This window comes from Acinetobacter sp. CE-15 (assembly GCF_051059255.1).
GTDB lineage: Bacteria > Pseudomonadota > Gammaproteobacteria > Pseudomonadales > Moraxellaceae > Acinetobacter > Acinetobacter guillouiae.
Genome location: NZ_CP192737.1, coordinates 2,245,980 through 2,262,566, shown reverse-complemented (window position 1 = coordinate 2,262,566; position 16,587 = coordinate 2,245,980). Strand labels below are relative to the sequence as shown.

Here is a 16,587-nt window from a genome sequence, read left to right as displayed (position 1 = left end):
CCTTAGTCATCTTCCAAGATCATATCTAAGATTACAGGCAACCATGCTGCCATATCTTCATCAGGATCAGGTTCACTTGGATAAATCAGCGGGTCTAAAACACCTTTCGCACCCAATAATTTATATTCATAACCATCTTTGTGACCATCACCATCTGAATCAGGATTATTTGGGTCAGAACCAATAAAGCGTTCGATATAATCAGGTAAACCATCATCATCACTATCCACATAACTCTCTAACAAGCTATTGATACCAAACTCGGCTCCTTCAAAATCATTCATCAAATCAAAGCCTTTACTGTTGGCATCTGGATAACGTTCTAAAGTTGCAACTAATTTCCCAGCAATATAAACATAGGCTTTGCTATAACCTGATTGATGGTTAATGTCATAAACCAAATTACCTGCTGAATCATAAATATAGTCAGTAATACCATCATCACGAACTGCACGAACACGCAAACCATCTGTATTGTAGATATAACTTTCATTACCATTTTTACTGATACGATAGTAAGCATCATAATCTAAGGCACGAATACCATCATTGGTGACATTCCCCATTGCATCATAGCTAAAGCTATATGCTGAACCACTAACATTAGCTAAGCGTGATGTGCCATTCACATAGTTATAAGTGTAGGAAGCAGGTGCAACGATTTGACTCTTAGAGGTAATATTGACTGAACTAATATCATCATTGTTATATAAATACTGATAACGTGCCTGATCAAGCTCAACCTGTTTCATCAAGCCTGTACCAAAACGGTCAATTGTGGCGTTATAGGTCGCACCGCAATGATCACTCATTCTATTGATACGATTTAATGCATCATAGCCATAACCAATATTGAGTACACATTTATTTAAACTGGTAGAACTTACACCTGTAGGTAAACCATTGTTTGAGTACGAATATGTCCAAGCCACGTCAGCATTTGCTTGTACAGATGTAAGTTGACTCAATATATTGTAGTTAAGCCCTTGAATCACACTAGGTATTGAATAAACTTCACCCAAAGCATTTTGATCTGACAAATTCACAGATTTGCCGTTTGGATAAATAATCGAAACCACTTGGTTTAGATTGTTATAACCAAATGTGGTGGTATAACCATAATTAGCATTATTGGAATTAATATTTTGTGTCAGTGTTACAACACGACCAAAACCATCACGACCATAGCCTTGTGAAGTATTGGCATTATTGGTTGAATTTAAACGTCCTGCTAAGCTATAACTATAATTGGTGGTTATACCACGCCAAGCCCGAGAACGAATCAAATCATTGATTGGATAATATTCAATTGTTTCGACTGAACCATCTTGATGGCTAATGGTTTTAATTCGCCCAGTCGCATCATAACCATAACCCTTTTGCCCATTGATACTATTGTCTTTTTCGGTCGCCAATGTGCCATTACTGTTATAGGTATAACTTTGTGTTGAAGCACCTGAAGCTGCAAAAGTTGGTTTTAACAGACCTAAATTATATTCAGTTGAGGTTGTGAATACAGAACCATCACCACCTTTACGACTGACCAGTGTTTTTAGATTTGCACTAAAATCGCCAGCAGCCAAATAATCAGTTTCAGTGACACCATAAGCATCTGTTGTTAATGCAATAGCACCGTTACGCCCACCACATGATTGATAGCAGTAGTTTACGGATACGCCATTATCAATTACAGTTTTTGGTCGGTCAAAGACATCATAACTTGTAGAAATCCCCTCATTTGTACCTCCAACAGATGGATTTGAACTAAAGATTGCATTTCCAAAAGCATCATATTTACTTGAATTTACGACCGTCTTATTTGATGTATTTGCAGCAGAATAGATCAGGAAACCATCACCATTATATTTTTCTGTTTTATTATAGCTTGCACCATTTTGCATGGTTCTTACAATGTCTAAGCCATTGTAATCAATAGTTGTATAGCTTAAACCAATAACTGGTGTTTCAACTTTTAAACGACCTGCATCGTCATATTGGTTTTGTGAACGAACACCATCTGCATCTGTATGGAAAATAATATTACCAAAGTCATCGATAACATTGGTTTCTAAGCCACCATTGGCTAAACGAATATTGGCTGGTACACCTTTCTTATAGGCAGAGTATTGAGTAATTTGTTGACCATTGCCCACATCAACTTCCATTGGTAATCCAGTATGTTTATCTCCAGCAACATAATCGGAGAAACAACTAGCAAATTTTGACCAAGCAAAATCAGCAAGGTTACCTAAGCATGAACTAAATGAAACAGTTTCATATTTAAACTTGGTGATACGTCCTTCTTTACTTTCTGTTTTGATCGCACCTTGAACATCATATTCAATAGATTGTGTTGTATACCCACCAGATGTCTTTTGACGAGGTAAACCTATAATCCAAGGCAAGCTACCATCATTCACTGAAGCATTTGCAGGTTCAGCATTAAAATAAGCAATACTAACACTTGGTAATGAAGTTGAACTTGTACCTTTTAGACCTGTAGATTCAATCGTTTGAGCATTACCATATTGGTCAAAATCTCGATAAGTTGTGCCATAAGCACCATGATGATTAACTGTTTTTTTAGACATTCGAACCAATAAAACATCTTCATTATCAGTGTAATTATCATTGGTTGTTTTTGGTTTTTGACCAATAAGATTTAATGTCACCCATTCATAAACTTCTGTACGAGCATCAATCGTTACTTTTTTAAGTAATCCATGTAAGAAGCTTTCTGCAATCCCACCTTCGAAAGCATTCATCACATAAGCATATGCCTTTGTCAGACCTGTAGTTACATCCTTGGTTGTTACTGTTGTAGTTTGTTCTTTAGCTTCTTTATTACGGCTATATGCATAGGTAATTTGCAATGGATTGACATCAGCACCAGTATAATAGGAACTTGTCACTTTATAGGATTTAGTTTCAGCAAATCCTGGGCGAGATTCATTGATGAGTGAATATGTCCAATAAACAGATTTAGTATTGACTAAGCCATTTGAAGAACTCTTATAGTAATGAATATTTGTTAAATCACTATAGAACCAGAGAAAGTCTTGCGCAGTCATACTCGTCGATGCTGGTGTGGCATTACCAACAATTCGATAAGGACCACCATAACCATAATTTATAGCATCACCTGTAATATAACCTGCTGCTTGTAAATAAATAAACGCAGAATTGTTGTCTTGAAAAGCTCCTATCGTCCCACCTGTTGGTATTGTGTCTGTCAATTTATAATTTGAAAGATTTTTTTGGCTCGTGTAATTATAAGAAGTCCATTCTTTATATGAACCATTGATATATCTAAGAATTTTCTTAAGGGTTATATCCCCCGAAATATTATCAAATTGGCTTTCATCAGTATTCTCAATTCCACTTTGGCTCTTTACATAATTGAGTACAAGTTCAGGCGTATTTTCATTAACAATTTTTCCATCCAGCAAATGTTGTACTGACTTTAGAAAAAATTTATTTGTATAATTAAACCCATTATAAATCAGGGTATTGGTTTTTTTATTAAAATAATTAAGCTGATAAGCTTCATTAAATTGATTTTCTATTTTTGAAGCATAAATTGATACACGCCCAGGAATATATTCGCTTCCAAAGAATGAAGTAAAACCTGTCTGGTTTTCTCGATTTTCACCAGGAAAATAATAAGTAACACCATTATTTGATCTTACTACAAAATCTTTTCCTGAATTTGTACAACTAATATACCAATTGTCTTGAGATATATATTTTGCAGATTGAGGGTATCCCGCAACACCTGTTTTAATAGGATAAAAAATTATGTTTTTTTGACTAGGAAGATATAAGCTTATTGGTCTTTGTCTTGGATCAACATTGGATGAGGTATTAAGTGTTGAAGTTTGAGTAATTCCATTTAGCAACATTGGAGATTTAATCTTTTCAATATTATGATAGTAAAGATAGCCTATGATTACTTGTCTAATAGCGGCATCCATTAGTACATTATTTGTTTGAACAGTAAATGAGGAATTTACTGCCAAACCATCTAAAACTATGGTTAAGTTTCCATTAGTTAGCCTAGTGCCATTAACAGAAATTGTTACCTGTCCTGTCTGCAATACATTTGTTATACTTTGTCTGTATTTCGCTTTTTCAGTGGTTGCTTGGCTTGAAGTAACGGATATAGCATTCACGTTATTTTTAAAAGCACTAAATAACTGGAATTGTAAATTAGATGTAGCGTTTTGTGCTTGTTGTTTATTGTATTGCGCATTTGCATCACCCGTTAAGCTTCCAAAATATTGTACTAAATTTATAATTGTATTTAATGTTTGGTTAGCTAATGTTGCATTCGCTTGATTTACATATGTTTGCTCAATTTTACTTCTGAAACTTGAATTGGTAAGCGAAGCTGTAAAAGCAGGCCTTCCTGAACTATTATTAGTTGCATCACCATTTGCTTCACATATGCCAGCGCCACTATCACCTTGGAGTTTAGTTGAAGGTCCCGTCATCATCACCAATCTTGGTGACTCTAACTCCCAGTTCCCCATAGAGCGAAAGCCATTGTTTACCTTTCCATAAGAACGAGACAAGGTAAAATTCAGACCTCTCTCACCTTTTAATGTGACTTCAGGTACATCATAAACAAGGTTACCACTCATTAAATCGACATAACCATTGGGTGTTTTTTCTTGTCCTGTATCACCGACACTTTGATCTGATGGAAAAGATGTCATTGCAACAGACCAGTCTATTGCTCCAGCATAAAGTATTGAACTAAATAGGCTTAAAACAAAACTCATTATTATTCTCATGAGCGATATCCCTTTTTATTTATCTATTTAATTACCTATTTGCGTTGCAAAATAACTGATTGAATATCTTCACCGTCAGGCCACCTTGTACATACATTCGCTCCTTCTACACCTACATTTCTATTTGATGCTTGTGCCAACATTAACATTGCTAATTGCCGCTTTCCCGTTGCACTATTTTCATTTTTTATCATCATATAACTTGTATTTTTAGCACAATCCGGGATATTACTTGATCGACTACCGCTAAAATAAATATAAATGAGTCCATCTGAGTCACGCACTACAATTGATTCAACTTTTCCTGTGTAGTCACTGGCTAAAACATTTCCAGCAAACACTAGTTGAGACATCAACAAAACAAAGAACACTACTTTTTTCATTTTTAACCCTATTTACTTTTTTTAATAAGTTGTATATAAAAAATACATATTTTTAAAAAAAAATACAAGTTCAACACAAAATATTCACAATTCATCATGAAAGTGGAGAAAAATGTTAAGAAAAATCACAATTGTTCTTATTTTAATAACAGCAAATACTTCTTTATATGCTGCTGAGAATATTACATATCGAAAAATTACCAGTATTGGTTGCCATCATGTAGACGGAACATGTTATGCAAGTTTGTCAGGGGAGCCTTTTGGTAACACTTTGTCTTGTCCATATAAAAATGTAAATCAATTCCGTTTTGACGCTAGCACTACAAATGGAAAAAGAACATATGCCTCGCTTTACGCAGCTTATTTAAGTAAGAAATTTGTAGATGTTTATTTAGATGGATGTTCCTCAGATGGTAGGCCATCTATCGTTTGGTTTCATATTTATTAATTTAGCAAGGTATATTTATGAAAATTATAATTATTTTTATTAGTTCATTTTTCTGTAATCAGTGTTTTGCTCAAGTAGATTGTGGACCATATAAAGTAATGCAAATTCAAACACAAGAAACTGATTTATTAGCATTGCTTAAATCTTCAAGTGGTCGAGAATCTTGGAAACAGATTGGCTCATGGTCAAAACCATCAACGAAGCCATACTTAGGTATCCTAATGCAAGCATATGCGATGAAAAGGAATATAACTTTGCGTTATATACAGGACAATTATAATTGTGAAGAAACTGATTATGTAACTGTACCATGGATGGTAAGAATGTGGTAATTCAAGAAATTTTTATACTTTGACATCATTTACCACCGTAGCAAAGATCTCTTCTTAAAAGGTGATGCTAATGAAAAAAATTATTTTTTTACTACTTATTTTAATTAATCAATCCGTTTTTTCGGCTGATATTATGTGCACAGGAAAAGTGAGTGGTGTGTCAATAAATCCACGTTCAGGTGGATTATTTGCTAACAGTGTTGGTGGTTTAAGCAGTCCCTTATTATGTAGTACATCAGCAACTTGGAATGAAATCTCTCCAGCGAATTGCAGTAAATTATTTGCTGTATTACTTACTGCTCAAATTACAAAGAAATCTGTAACTTTATATTTTTCTGGTGCACAAAGTTGTTCAGATTTCCAACCATGAACTTTAGCTCAAGGGTTTTATCATTATATTTTAAATGATTAATTGACTATCGATAGGTTGCTAAATTCAAAAGTTAATTTTTAAAATAAGGTACTAAAACATGAAAAAAATTCTATTGCTCTCTGTGCTATTAACTCAACAAATTTTTGCAGCTGAGACATATGTATATGGAAATATGACATCTATCACAAGTGTTTCGGAAGGATTACTCATTCGGCTTGAATCAGGAAACCTTCCAACTGTTTGTAATGGCACTCCTTATGGTTGGATGCTTATTCCTCAAACAAGTAAGGTCATTCTTGCTGTGACTTTGGCGCAGTGGTATCAAAAAAAGAGAGCTGTAGAAGTGTATGTTGAACCATATTCTGGCAATGGCTACTGTAAAGTGATTCAAGTACAACCCAAATAATAAACTTTAACCTTTATCCCATCATATAAAAATATGATGGGATTTTTTATAAAGCGCTATTTTAAAATGATAAAAACACAAGCCGATACTACATTTTATGCCGTCTGCAACAACTCCTGTTTCGAAAGTTGCTCTGCAACATCCAACAACAATTGCTCCGTCTTATTCCAACCCAAACAACCGTCTGTAACAGATTGACCATAAGTCATATCACAAGAGATTTTTTGATTACCATCCACCAAATGACTTTCTAGCATTACACCACGTACTTGGGTTACATGTCTTTCTTCAATAATTTGCTGTAAAACCAACGGTTGCTTTAAAGGATCTTTACTGCTGTTACCGTGACTACAATCAATCACCAATGCGGGTAATTTTCCTTGATGCTGCTGGCGGATCTGCTGAATCGATTCTGCATCATAGTTTGTGCCCTTATTTGAACCACGTAAAATGATGTGTGCTAAAGGATTACCATGACTATGCACGATACAAGGCAATCCCTTTTGCCCCATGGCAAGAAATTGATGAGGATGGCTTGCAGATTGAATTGCATCTAAAGCAATTTGAATCGAGCCATCTGTACCATTTTTAAAGCCAATACTAAAAGGCATATGACTTGAAATTTCACGATGAATTTGTGATTCGCTGGTACGTGCACCAATTGCACCCCAAGCCAATAAATCATCAAAATATGCAGTTGCCATAGGACTTAAAATTTCGCTGGCGATCGGCAAACCTTTTTCAATAATTTGTAAATACAATTGGCGTGATTTTTCTAAACCCAATTGCATATTGGAAGATCCATCTAAATTTGGATCGTATAAAAACCCTTTCCAGCCCACAGTTGTACGTGGTTTTTCAATATATGCACGCATCACTAGAAAGATCTGATCTGACACTTTTTCTTGTAATTGTATTAAGCGATCTGCGTATTCCAATGCGGATTTTTCATCATGAATAGAACATGGGCCAGTAATCACCAGCAAACGATCATCTGTACCATCGAGAATATTTTCAATTGTTTGGCGTTGCTCGGCGATCTGTAAAGCGAGCTTATGTTTTAATGCAAATTTTTCTTTTAACTCATAAGGCAAACTGAGTTGAGTTTCTATGGTTTGATTTTGTTGTAAAGCAATATTTAGTGCATTCATGATGTATTCCTTTGGACTCTCTAAAGTCCGAACTTTTATTTGAGCGTATGGGATCTATTCAAATGGGCGATCAGGTTTTTCACTTGACCAAAGTAAGTCCAATAAAAGTTGCTAAAGTATACGTAGTTAAATTTCATCATGACATTCTCCAAAATCTTTACACTTAATTGATTCAAAATATTTTTAACATTCAGATATAAAAAAACCTGATCGGTGTTGCCGATCAGGTATTAACTTTGATGGGCAACCAATTCATTGCCCGAACGACTTCAGGCAATTATCTAAAGAATTGCCAGAAATAATAAGAAGTAGCGATTACAGGTTGCTTTTTCATCTTTATGTCGTTCATAAAAATCTATATTGAATTTACAATACCTGTAGTCTGTAGACTTTTCAAGCCCTTTTTTAAAGTTTTTCTATATTTTATGTATGGAATACAAATGATTGAGTTAAGGCACAATTTAACCCAATCAATAGTGTTAATCCAAAGCCCTTACTGCAACATTTCTTGCACTTGTTCAGCACAAATTGCTTGGCTAAATAAGAAACCTTGGCCAAATTTACAGCCCACGGCTCTTAAATTTTCAAGCTGCTGAATCGTTTCAATCCCTTCTGCAATAATATCTAAAGAAAGGATTGGACCTAATTTTGCAATCCCTTCCACGATCGCTTTAATTGACTTTTCTTCATGCATACGATTTACAAAGTTATAGTCAATTTTTAAACTATCGACAGGGTAATCACGAATATGCGTCATCGATGAATGCCCTGTTCCAAAGTCATCTAAGGCAATCCGCACGCCTTCTTGTTTAAGTTTTTTTAACGCGCGAATGACATATTCATAGCCACGATCAGCCAAAACATGTTCAGTAATCTCGACTTCAACAAGATGATGTGGAATGGCATACTGGGTCAAGCGCTTTAATAAAATTTCGGCATAATTATCCCGCATAAACTCTACAGGTGAGGCATTGATTGAAATCGGTACCACGTTAAAGCCTTGCTTGATCCAATGAGAAATATCTGTAAATATTTTATCGTGCATGGTTTCACTGATTTTGGTCGCTAACTCAAAATCATTAAATGCTTCAGCAACAGTCGCAGGTAAATAAACATTGCCCTCTACATCTCGCCATCTGAGTAATGCTTCAAAACCAATAATTGAGCAATCATCCAGTTTCACTTTAGGTTGGTAAAATGGTTCAATTTGATTGTTACGGATAATTTGGCGCGCTGTATTTAATTGCTTGGCTTTACTTTGGGCAATTTCAAACATGTCTACACCAAACATACGAATACCGCCACGACCCCGTTCTTTAAGATCATTTAAAGCAGCATCTGCACATTTCAACAATCCTGAGCCATCTTTGGCATCGTGCGGATAAATTGAACCGCCGATACTCATACCACCATTCAGCAATTTACCGCTATAAGTAATAGGCGCATCGAGTTGTTGTAATAATTTTTTGGAAACAGCCTCAATCTGTGCATGGCTTTCCACATGGTCAATCACCACCGCAAACTCATCACCCCCAAGTCTTGAGATATAGGCATTCTCATCTAAACAATGCGCAAGGCGTTTAGACAAAACCTTAAGTAAATGATCGCCAGCAGAATGACCTAATGTGTCATTAATATGTTTAAAATGATCTAAATCAATCAGTAATAATCCAATTTTACTTCGATTTTCTCTGGCTTTAGAGATTGATGCCTTTAATCTTCTTTTAAATGCACGACGATTCATCAAACTCGTCATTTCATCAAATTCACAGATCACTCTGAGTTTTTCTTCGGCAATACGTTGTTTGGTTATATCTCGTGAAACACATAAAATACTGGTGGTTTGACCATTTTCATTGACAACTGGGGTTAAAATATTATCCCAATACATGGTTAAATTACCAAAGACACTTTTACCTGCAAATCTGGCGTTTTTCCCTTTTGCCGCTTCTTTAATGGCTTTTTTACCCTGCTCACGCACTTCTGGTAGTAATAGTCCAAGCCATTCCATACCAAAAGTTTTTACTTTTTCTTGTCCTAGTAATGCAATACAACCAGATTTATTCATATGTGACACATAACCATCTGGTGTAATAATTTTGATACAGTCGACACTGACATCAAGCATATCTGTATTGGCTTTTAGTGACTCACTGGTTTCACGTAATAACGTTGCACGTTCATGAATATTGGTGCAGGTTATGGTCCAATCAAAAAACTGTTGTTTATAAACCGTACTTTGAGCAATCAGCAAAAACCATTGATAGTCGCCATTCACATGACGGATACGACATTCTTTTTCAAAACGCTGACCAGTTTTCTGCGCGGTTATCCAAATATTATAGATATGTTCTGCATCATCAGGATGTAAGCATTTAATCCAATCGGAATCGCAAATATTATGCGTATCTACACCAATAAATTCTTTTAATGGGGTATTACAATAGCCAATCCCCAATTTTGTCACCCAAATAAGGTGGGGTATCAGATCTAAAGCTTCTTTGACTTCATTCAAAATTTGTGCAGATCGAGGAGTTATAGACTTTGGAAATGAACCCACCTGATTCAAACTCGAATGCAAAGGTAAATAAATGCCTGCCATAAATTAATCCTATCTATCAACGCAAAATTAAGATAAACCATTGTTCAAACTTATATGTATTTTAAATAACCACAGATTCTTGTATAACCCAAGTGTCGAGTCGTTATTTTTTTAAAAAAACCATGTGATATAAGTCACACTTTAGCTAATAAGTTTAAATTGTATACAATAACGTTTATAAAATCTATTCTTTTAAGTTTTTAGGTATGTTTCAAATTTATGACAAACCCATGTTTGTTTAAATTATATTTAAATATCAACTCGATAAATAAATTTTATATTTTGTAATATGAGAAAAAAATCCCCCTGTTATGATTTATTCTAAAGAGACTCAATTCCATGATTGAGTTCTGCACTTATTTACAATAATCTTAACAATATTCATAAAAAAATCAATCATTGCGTAATTTTCAAGCATATTAAAGAAAATTATTTTAAAAAACTAAATAAATAATCATCGTGATTAAATCGCATAATTATTGAACAAAAATTCAAATCATTATCATTTAATAAATACATTTTAATTTAAGCAATTTACCTAAAATAATTTAAAGGTAATTTTAAATAACGAATACCATTTATTTCAGGCTCAGGAAATTGACCTGCATTCATATTGATTTGAATGGCTGGAAGGATCAATTTCGGCATAGCCAATGTAGCATCACGCTGTTCCCGCATCGCAATAAAGGCTTGTTTAGTTACCCCTGTATGGATATGGATGTTTTCTTCACGTTGGCTCTTAATGTCTGTTTGGCAATGATAATCTAGGCGTGATTCTGACAGGTAATCATGGCATAAATATAACCGAGTATGCTCTGCTAAATTAAAAATTTTCATCACAGAATCATAAAGTTGTGCCGCACTGCCCTTTGGAAAATCACAACGCGCTGTGCCATAATCAGGCATAAACAAAGTATCACCAACAAAGGCTGCATCACCAATCACATAGGTCAAACAAGCTGGAGTATGACCAGGCGTAGGGAGATTATATGCCTCTAACTCGCCAATCTTAAAAATCTCATGATCTTTAAATAAATAATCAAAGGAATGCTGTGCTTTTAAAGCCTGATAATCAATATTATAAATTTGACTAAAAATATCTTGAACAGTCACAATTTTTTCACTCATGGCGATTTGACCACCTAACTGTGTTTTTAAGTATTGCGAAGCTGTTAAATGATCTGCATGTACATGTGTTTCAAGAATCCACTGCACTGTAAGATGATGTTTTTGAATATACTCAATAATATGGTCTGCATGTGTTGTCGATGTTGTTGCAGATGACGCATCATAATCCAATACACTGTCAATAATGGCACAGTATTGAGTTGCAGGATCAACCACCACATAACTAAAGGTATTACTGGCTTCATCAAAAAAATCTTGTACAAATGGATTCATAAAAAATTATGCTCCTGTCACTTTGCGATGAATCAATACGCCAAACAGCATGGCAACAATAAAATATAGGGCTTGATAATAACCTAAACCAATCAATGTAAATGCTGGTGCTGGACAAATTCCAGCTATTCCCCAACCTATACCAAAAATGAAAGCGCCTGCAATTAACTTTGTATCGAGTTGGGTATTTTTTGGTAATTCGATCACTTCATTAAACACAGTTACAGGATCACGTATCGCTTTTTGAAAAGGAATAAATGCAACGACTATTGCGCCAATCATCACAAAAGCCAGACTTGGATCCCACTGGCCAAATATATCTAAAAAACCGATGACTTTTGCTGGATTCGACATCCCCGAGAGCATTAAACCTACAGAAAATAGCCCACCAAAGATAAATGCAAAGATATTTTTCATGATTAAGCTCCAATCACATGGCGCATCACATACACAGTAATAAACCCAGCCAGCATAAAGGTACAGGTTGCGACAATTGAACGCTTAGACAAACGACTTATCCCACAAATTCCATGACCACTGGTACAGCCTGATCCTAATCGTGTGCCAAAGCCTACCAATAGACCTGCGATGACAAGTAAAATTGGGCTTGTCGTTAGCATCACGATTTCAGGATTAAAAATCACTCTATAAATAAATGGTGTGCTGAATAAGCCCAATAAAAACCACAAAGCGGGTGTTTTAAAAATTCTGTGTGGATTGAGGACTTGTGCAATTAGACCACTTACCCCAGCAACACGACCATTTACAAATAAGTAGCCAACTACAGCCAGCCCAAGTAGGACTCCCCCAAAAAAGGCCAATATAAAATCATGCATTGCTTTAAATCCATACAATATATGTTTTTATAATATATAATTATTTAAATTAATCAACATCATCTTCAGATAAGGATATATAGAAATATGCAAATCAAAGGCATAACTGCAAATACAATCTCTATATGATTTGCTACAGAATTGCACAGCCTAATTTTTAGTTTTGATTTAAATCTCTGGATAGATTTATTCATATTTATAATTAATAATCAATAGCTTATAATTTATTTTAATTTTTAATATTTTGCCAATAGACTTCGTTTATCAGTCCTTTTTAAAACGATAAATCAACATAAAATCCCCTCATTCTTGCCTTATTCCAAAGTAAGAAGGAACTTTCAATACCATTATGTTTCACTCAACATGATCTTTTTTGCTTTATCAAACAGATCTAATCTTCAAATTAATTAAATTCACTCAATACTTTGTCTACAAACCATTTAGGGAAATGCTCTACAACAGGATTTAGTTTTAGTACTTCAGCCTTTTCGATCTCTGCAATAAAAGCTGCTTTTTCACCGTGACTTGAATTATCAAAAATATATGCACGATCTGAGGCTTCAATTGCCAACATCAATAAATCTAAACTACGGTAATAGCGCTCACAGATTTTCTGCACTGGTACAGCATGACCACCTGTAGCGACCCGATATTGCACACGTCCAATATTAATTTTTGGGTCAACGGTTGCCACATAGTACAGATACGTTTTAAAGCCTTGTTTCTGGGCTTCACGTAGAAACTCTACTTTGCTGATATGCGACATCACAGTTTCAAAAGTGAAACTCATTTTTAACCTTAAAAATTCCATCCGAATAAAATCGATAATGCGTGCGCAAAGATAGGAGTCGATTTCATCTCGGTTAAATATAATGAGTCCATCCACAATTTGTGGTTTTGAGGATAATAGCGGCACGACTTGGTCATTCTTTTTACGTTTTTTTTGTTTTAAAAATTTCAGTAACGCTGCGCTAGATAAATCATGATGATAATCATCTAAGCACAAACTTTGAGTCGCAGATAATTGTTTTTCAAGCTCATCTGCATTTAAATATGCCCCAATCTGATGGGGCGCTAAATAGTCTTTAATTGTGCTTTTACCTGATCCGTTTGGACCAGCAAACATTCTTATTCTCGGCTGTCGCATATAAAATTATGCCATCACCTCTTGTTTCTTTTTACGTTTTAACACACTGTGTTTAAGCTTGGGAACCACATAGGCAGAAGATAAATCTTCAACAACTTTGATTTCACCATTGCTTTGTTGAACCAGTTGTTGATCTTTTACATAAGTGATTGTAGCGTTTGACTGACTTGCATGATTAAATGCCGCACTAAACGCATCGATAGCAAGCACAGGAATCGTTGCTTCCTCACGTAATGTCGTCTTCATTGCTGTAAATGTCGTCATGTCAAATATCCTCAGCTTGATTTTTAGCTGTAGTTACATCTTAACATACCACTTATTTTTGTCTATTTATTCAACTGTAAACAGAGAAAATCTAGCTCTGTAGAAAGTTAAAACAGAATGTGAAGATATATTCACAAAATTGATTTAGAAATTCATCAAAAAACATAAGCTAAAAGCCATACGACATGCACTGACACAGTTATACTGTATTAAATAATGGATGGAACCTACCGATGTCTAGTGATCTTGAAATTGATGTAATGCGTGAATCAGCTGCATCAGTCGTGACTATTTTAAAATCTTTAGCCAATACAGATCGCTTACTCATTTTATGCCATCTTGCTCAAGAAGAGTTAAATGTTTCGCAAATAGAAGAAAAAACTCAGATTAATCAACCGACGCTTTCTCAACAATTGATGATGTTACGTAAAAGTGATGTTGTTTCAACACGTCGTGATGGGAAGCAAATTTATTATTCTATTAAAGATCAAAAACTGACAGTGGTATTAACAACCTTATATGATTTGTATTGCCCACAGGTTTAATACACATCTTAGCGTCTAGATAAATTTAAAATAAAAACAAACAATTCAGTATATAAGTTAGCTGTCGCTATTTTTCTTAGCATTTTTTCTGCATAATATATATGAAAATATGCTAATGAAGTTCCAATGGCTGCCCCAAAAGTTCAACTCAGTAAAATACTCCCTGCATGGCAATGGCTGCAAGACTATAATGTCCCTAAATTTAGGGCTGATCTACTTGCTGCTTTAATCGTCATTGCAATGCTTGTACCTCAAGGTATGGCTTATGCCATGGTTGCTGGGTTGCCTCCTGTGACTGGCTTATATGCCAGTATTTTACCCATGATCATCTATGCCATTGTGGGTGGCAGCCCAACGCTTTCGATTGGTCCTGTTGCACTGATTTCCATGATGACCTTTGCTACACTTGAACCGCTCTATGAGGTGGGTTCACCTGTATATATTCAAGCCGCATGTTTATTGGCACTTCTCGTCGGCATACTTTCAAGTTTACTGGGAATTTTTAGATTCGGCTTTTTAATCCGTTTAATCAGCCATCCTGTGATTAAAAGTTTTATCATCGCATCCGCAGTATTGATTGCACTCAGCCAAGTTAAGTTTATGCTCGATGTACCCTTAAAATCTGGCAATATTATCGAGTTTATTCAAAGCCTATGGCAATACATTAGCTTTACCAATATTGAAACTTTGATTTTTGGTGTCTGTGCAATACTGTTTTTGATTTACATCCCAGTTTTTTTTAAATCTAAGTTATGCCAATCTTTTGCACATTCTCTTCAATTCTGGGTGAAAGCACTGCCCTTGGTTCTGGTGTTTATTTCGATTGCGTTAATACATTTCCTGCATATAGACCAATTTGGTATCAAAACCGTGGGTGAGATTCCTTCGGGATTTCCACCAATTGCCATGCCTTACTGGCGCTGGGATTTGGTGATCCAGCTTTTACCCGGTGCAGCGATGATTACCATGGTGAGTTTTGTCGAATCTATTTCTATTGCACAGACCACAGCATTTCAACAACGTAGTGAGCTCAATAGTAATCAAGAGCTGATTGCACTGGGTTTAGCCAACTTTAGTGCAGGTGTCACGTCAGCATTTCCTGTGACTGGCAGTTTATCACGTACAGTGGTTAATGCAGATGCAGGCGCAAAAACGCCTATGGCTGGTGTGTTATCTTCAATTTTTATCGTGATTGTGAGTTTATATTTTACCGGTTTATTTAAACAACTTCCTTTGGCGATTCTCGCTGTCACCATTATGGTATCCATTTGGAAATTGGTTGATTTTAAACCCTTCATCGAAACATGGCGTTATTCCAAAGCTGATGGGATTGCCATGTGGGTCACATTCTTTGGGGTGTTGTGTATCGATATTTCAACAGGTTTGATTATTGGTATTGTTTCTACATTTTTATTGCTGTTATGGCGTATTAGCCGTCCACATATTGCCGTCATTGGCTTAGTTGAAGGCACGCAACATTTCCGCAATATTTCAAGACATGATGTTTTGACCAGTACCAATATTGTGTCTATTCGTATAGATGAAAATCTAAGTTTTTTAAATGCCAATACCTTAAAAGAATTTATCATTTTAGAAGTTAGTAAACACCCAGAACTACATCATGTGGTGATCAATTGCTCAAGTATTAGTAATATTGATGCAAGTGCTTTAGAAACTCTGGAAGAAATCAACAGTGATTTAAATAAATTAAAAATTCAAATGCATCTCACGGAAGTCAAAGGTCCAGTCATGGATCGTTTAAAACAGTCCAATTTAATTAAACAGCTCAGTGGAAATATTTATTTAACGCATTACCAAGCCATGCATCAATTGGATGCCCAAACTTTTAGTTAAATAATCGTTTAAATTATCAACATTTTTTATTATGATTGCTGAAAAAGCT

Annotated in this window: 15 protein-coding genes; 6 read left to right on the top strand and 9 right to left on the bottom strand. The window is 35.2% G+C overall.

All coding sequences use genetic code 11. The features are described 5' to 3' along the window. Nucleotides 1-2: 2 nt before the first annotated feature. Both ACQ7EO_RS10435 and ACQ7EO_RS10430 read right to left on the bottom strand, forming a co-directional pair. Nucleotides 3-4,796 carry an RHS repeat protein gene (locus tag ACQ7EO_RS10435; protein WP_434279545.1) on the bottom strand — a complete coding sequence of 1,598 codons (4,794 nt, stop codon included), beginning with the start codon at nt 4,794-4,796 and terminating at the stop codon, nt 3-5. A gap of 35 nt (nt 4,797-4,831) precedes the next feature. Continuing rightward, on the bottom strand, nt 4,832-5,179 hold the full coding sequence (locus ACQ7EO_RS10430) for a hypothetical protein (protein WP_034616551.1): 348 nt from the start codon (nt 5,177-5,179) through the stop codon (nt 4,832-4,834). Nucleotides 5,180-5,291: 112 nt separating this feature from the next. Between ACQ7EO_RS10430 and ACQ7EO_RS10425 the strand changes: the two genes are divergently transcribed. From ACQ7EO_RS10425 to ACQ7EO_RS10410, 4 genes are all read left to right on the top strand, one after another. Continuing rightward, nucleotides 5,292-5,627 carry a hypothetical protein gene (locus ACQ7EO_RS10425; protein ID WP_434279544.1) on the top strand — a complete coding sequence of 112 codons (336 nt, stop codon included), beginning with the start codon at nt 5,292-5,294 and terminating at the stop codon, nt 5,625-5,627. A 17-nt stretch (nt 5,628-5,644) separates the two neighbouring features. Further along, nucleotides 5,645-5,959, top strand: a complete 315-nt coding sequence (locus ACQ7EO_RS10420) for a hypothetical protein (RefSeq protein ID WP_434279543.1) — start codon at nt 5,645-5,647, stop codon at nt 5,957-5,959. A 70-nt stretch (nt 5,960-6,029) separates the two neighbouring features. After that, entirely contained in the window at nt 6,030-6,329 is a 300-nt protein-coding gene (locus ACQ7EO_RS10415) for a hypothetical protein (protein WP_434279542.1), read from the top strand. Nucleotides 6,330-6,429: 100 nt separating this feature from the next. Continuing rightward, nucleotides 6,430-6,738: an ABC transporter ATP-binding protein gene (locus tag ACQ7EO_RS10410; RefSeq protein ID WP_434279541.1), complete on the top strand. Its 309-nt coding sequence runs from the start codon at nt 6,430-6,432 to the stop codon at nt 6,736-6,738. Nucleotides 6,739-6,833: 95 nt separating this feature from the next. Here ACQ7EO_RS10410 and ACQ7EO_RS10405 read toward each other — a convergent pair whose 3' ends face one another. From ACQ7EO_RS10405 to ACQ7EO_RS10375, 7 genes are all read right to left on the bottom strand, one after another. Then, nucleotides 6,834-7,889: a 3-deoxy-7-phosphoheptulonate synthase gene (locus ACQ7EO_RS10405; protein WP_434279540.1), complete on the bottom strand. Its 1,056-nt coding sequence runs from the start codon at nt 7,887-7,889 to the stop codon at nt 6,834-6,836. A 493-nt stretch (nt 7,890-8,382) separates the two neighbouring features. Then, nucleotides 8,383-10,491: a sensor domain-containing protein gene (locus tag ACQ7EO_RS10400; RefSeq protein WP_434279539.1), complete on the bottom strand. Its 2,109-nt coding sequence runs from the start codon at nt 10,489-10,491 to the stop codon at nt 8,383-8,385. Nucleotides 10,492-11,025: 534 nt separating this feature from the next. Further along, nucleotides 11,026-11,892: an MBL fold metallo-hydrolase gene (locus ACQ7EO_RS10395; protein WP_434279538.1), complete on the bottom strand. Its 867-nt coding sequence runs from the start codon at nt 11,890-11,892 to the stop codon at nt 11,026-11,028. Nucleotides 11,893-11,898: 6 nt separating this feature from the next. Then, nucleotides 11,899-12,309, bottom strand: coding sequence for a DUF6691 family protein (locus ACQ7EO_RS10390; RefSeq protein ID WP_034616528.1), 411 nt, complete (start codon nt 12,307-12,309; stop codon nt 11,899-11,901). A gap of 2 nt (nt 12,310-12,311) precedes the next feature. Then, nucleotides 12,312-12,728 carry a YeeE/YedE family protein gene (locus ACQ7EO_RS10385; protein WP_434279537.1) on the bottom strand — a complete coding sequence of 139 codons (417 nt, stop codon included), beginning with the start codon at nt 12,726-12,728 and terminating at the stop codon, nt 12,312-12,314. Nucleotides 12,729-13,131: 403 nt separating this feature from the next. Beyond that, a complete protein-coding gene (locus ACQ7EO_RS10380; protein ID WP_034616794.1) occupies nt 13,132-13,875 on the bottom strand; it encodes a zeta toxin in 744 nt (247 codons plus the stop codon). Between the two features lie 6 nt (nt 13,876-13,881). After that, entirely contained in the window at nt 13,882-14,139 is a 258-nt protein-coding gene (locus ACQ7EO_RS10375) for a hypothetical protein (RefSeq protein ID WP_004821745.1), read from the bottom strand. A 233-nt stretch (nt 14,140-14,372) separates the two neighbouring features. Here ACQ7EO_RS10375 and ACQ7EO_RS10370 point away from each other — a divergent pair, with 233 nt between their 5' ends. Together ACQ7EO_RS10370 and ACQ7EO_RS10365 are read left to right on the top strand one after the other, a co-directional pair. Next, the gene (locus ACQ7EO_RS10370; protein ID WP_004720219.1) at nt 14,373-14,684 is read left to right on the top strand and encodes an ArsR/SmtB family transcription factor; all 312 of its coding nucleotides are present in this window, start codon (nt 14,373-14,375) and stop codon (nt 14,682-14,684) included. A gap of 126 nt (nt 14,685-14,810) precedes the next feature. Then, a complete protein-coding gene (locus ACQ7EO_RS10365) occupies nt 14,811-16,538 on the top strand; it encodes a SulP family inorganic anion transporter (protein ID WP_434279536.1) in 1,728 nt (575 codons plus the stop codon). Nucleotides 16,539-16,587: the final 49 nt, after the last annotated feature.

Excerpts from the sequence above, each read along its gene's own strand:
- ACQ7EO_RS10385 (WP_434279537.1), bottom strand. The coding sequence starts at position 12,728 with ATGCATGATTTTATATTGGCCTTTTTTGGGGGAGTCCTACTTGGGCTG.
- ACQ7EO_RS10395 (WP_434279538.1), bottom strand. The coding sequence starts at position 11,892 with ATGAATCCATTTGTACAAGATTTTTTTGATGAAGCCAGTAATACCTTT.
- ACQ7EO_RS10435 (WP_434279545.1), bottom strand. The coding sequence starts at position 4,796 with ATGAGAATAATAATGAGTTTTGTTTTAAGCCTATTTAGTTCAATACTT.
- ACQ7EO_RS10430 (WP_034616551.1), bottom strand. The coding sequence starts at position 5,179 with ATGAAAAAAGTAGTGTTCTTTGTTTTGTTGATGTCTCAACTAGTGTTT.
- ACQ7EO_RS10420 (WP_434279543.1), top strand. The coding sequence starts at position 5,645 with ATGAAAATTATAATTATTTTTATTAGTTCATTTTTCTGTAATCAGTGT.
- ACQ7EO_RS10400 (WP_434279539.1), bottom strand. The coding sequence starts at position 10,491 with ATGGCAGGCATTTATTTACCTTTGCATTCGAGTTTGAATCAGGTGGGT.
- ACQ7EO_RS10405 (WP_434279540.1), bottom strand. The coding sequence starts at position 7,889 with ATGAATGCACTAAATATTGCTTTACAACAAAATCAAACCATAGAAACT.
- ACQ7EO_RS10365 (WP_434279536.1), top strand. The coding sequence starts at position 14,811 with ATGGCTGCCCCAAAAGTTCAACTCAGTAAAATACTCCCTGCATGGCAA.
- ACQ7EO_RS10380 (WP_034616794.1), bottom strand. The coding sequence starts at position 13,875 with ATGCGACAGCCGAGAATAAGAATGTTTGCTGGTCCAAACGGATCAGGT.
- ACQ7EO_RS10410 (WP_434279541.1), top strand. The coding sequence starts at position 6,430 with ATGAAAAAAATTCTATTGCTCTCTGTGCTATTAACTCAACAAATTTTT.
- ACQ7EO_RS10425 (WP_434279544.1), top strand. The coding sequence starts at position 5,292 with ATGTTAAGAAAAATCACAATTGTTCTTATTTTAATAACAGCAAATACT.
- ACQ7EO_RS10370 (WP_004720219.1), top strand. The coding sequence starts at position 14,373 with ATGTCTAGTGATCTTGAAATTGATGTAATGCGTGAATCAGCTGCATCA.
- ACQ7EO_RS10390 (WP_034616528.1), bottom strand. The coding sequence starts at position 12,309 with ATGAAAAATATCTTTGCATTTATCTTTGGTGGGCTATTTTCTGTAGGT.
- ACQ7EO_RS10415 (WP_434279542.1), top strand. The coding sequence starts at position 6,030 with ATGAAAAAAATTATTTTTTTACTACTTATTTTAATTAATCAATCCGTT.
- ACQ7EO_RS10375 (WP_004821745.1), bottom strand. The coding sequence starts at position 14,139 with ATGACGACATTTACAGCAATGAAGACGACATTACGTGAGGAAGCAACG.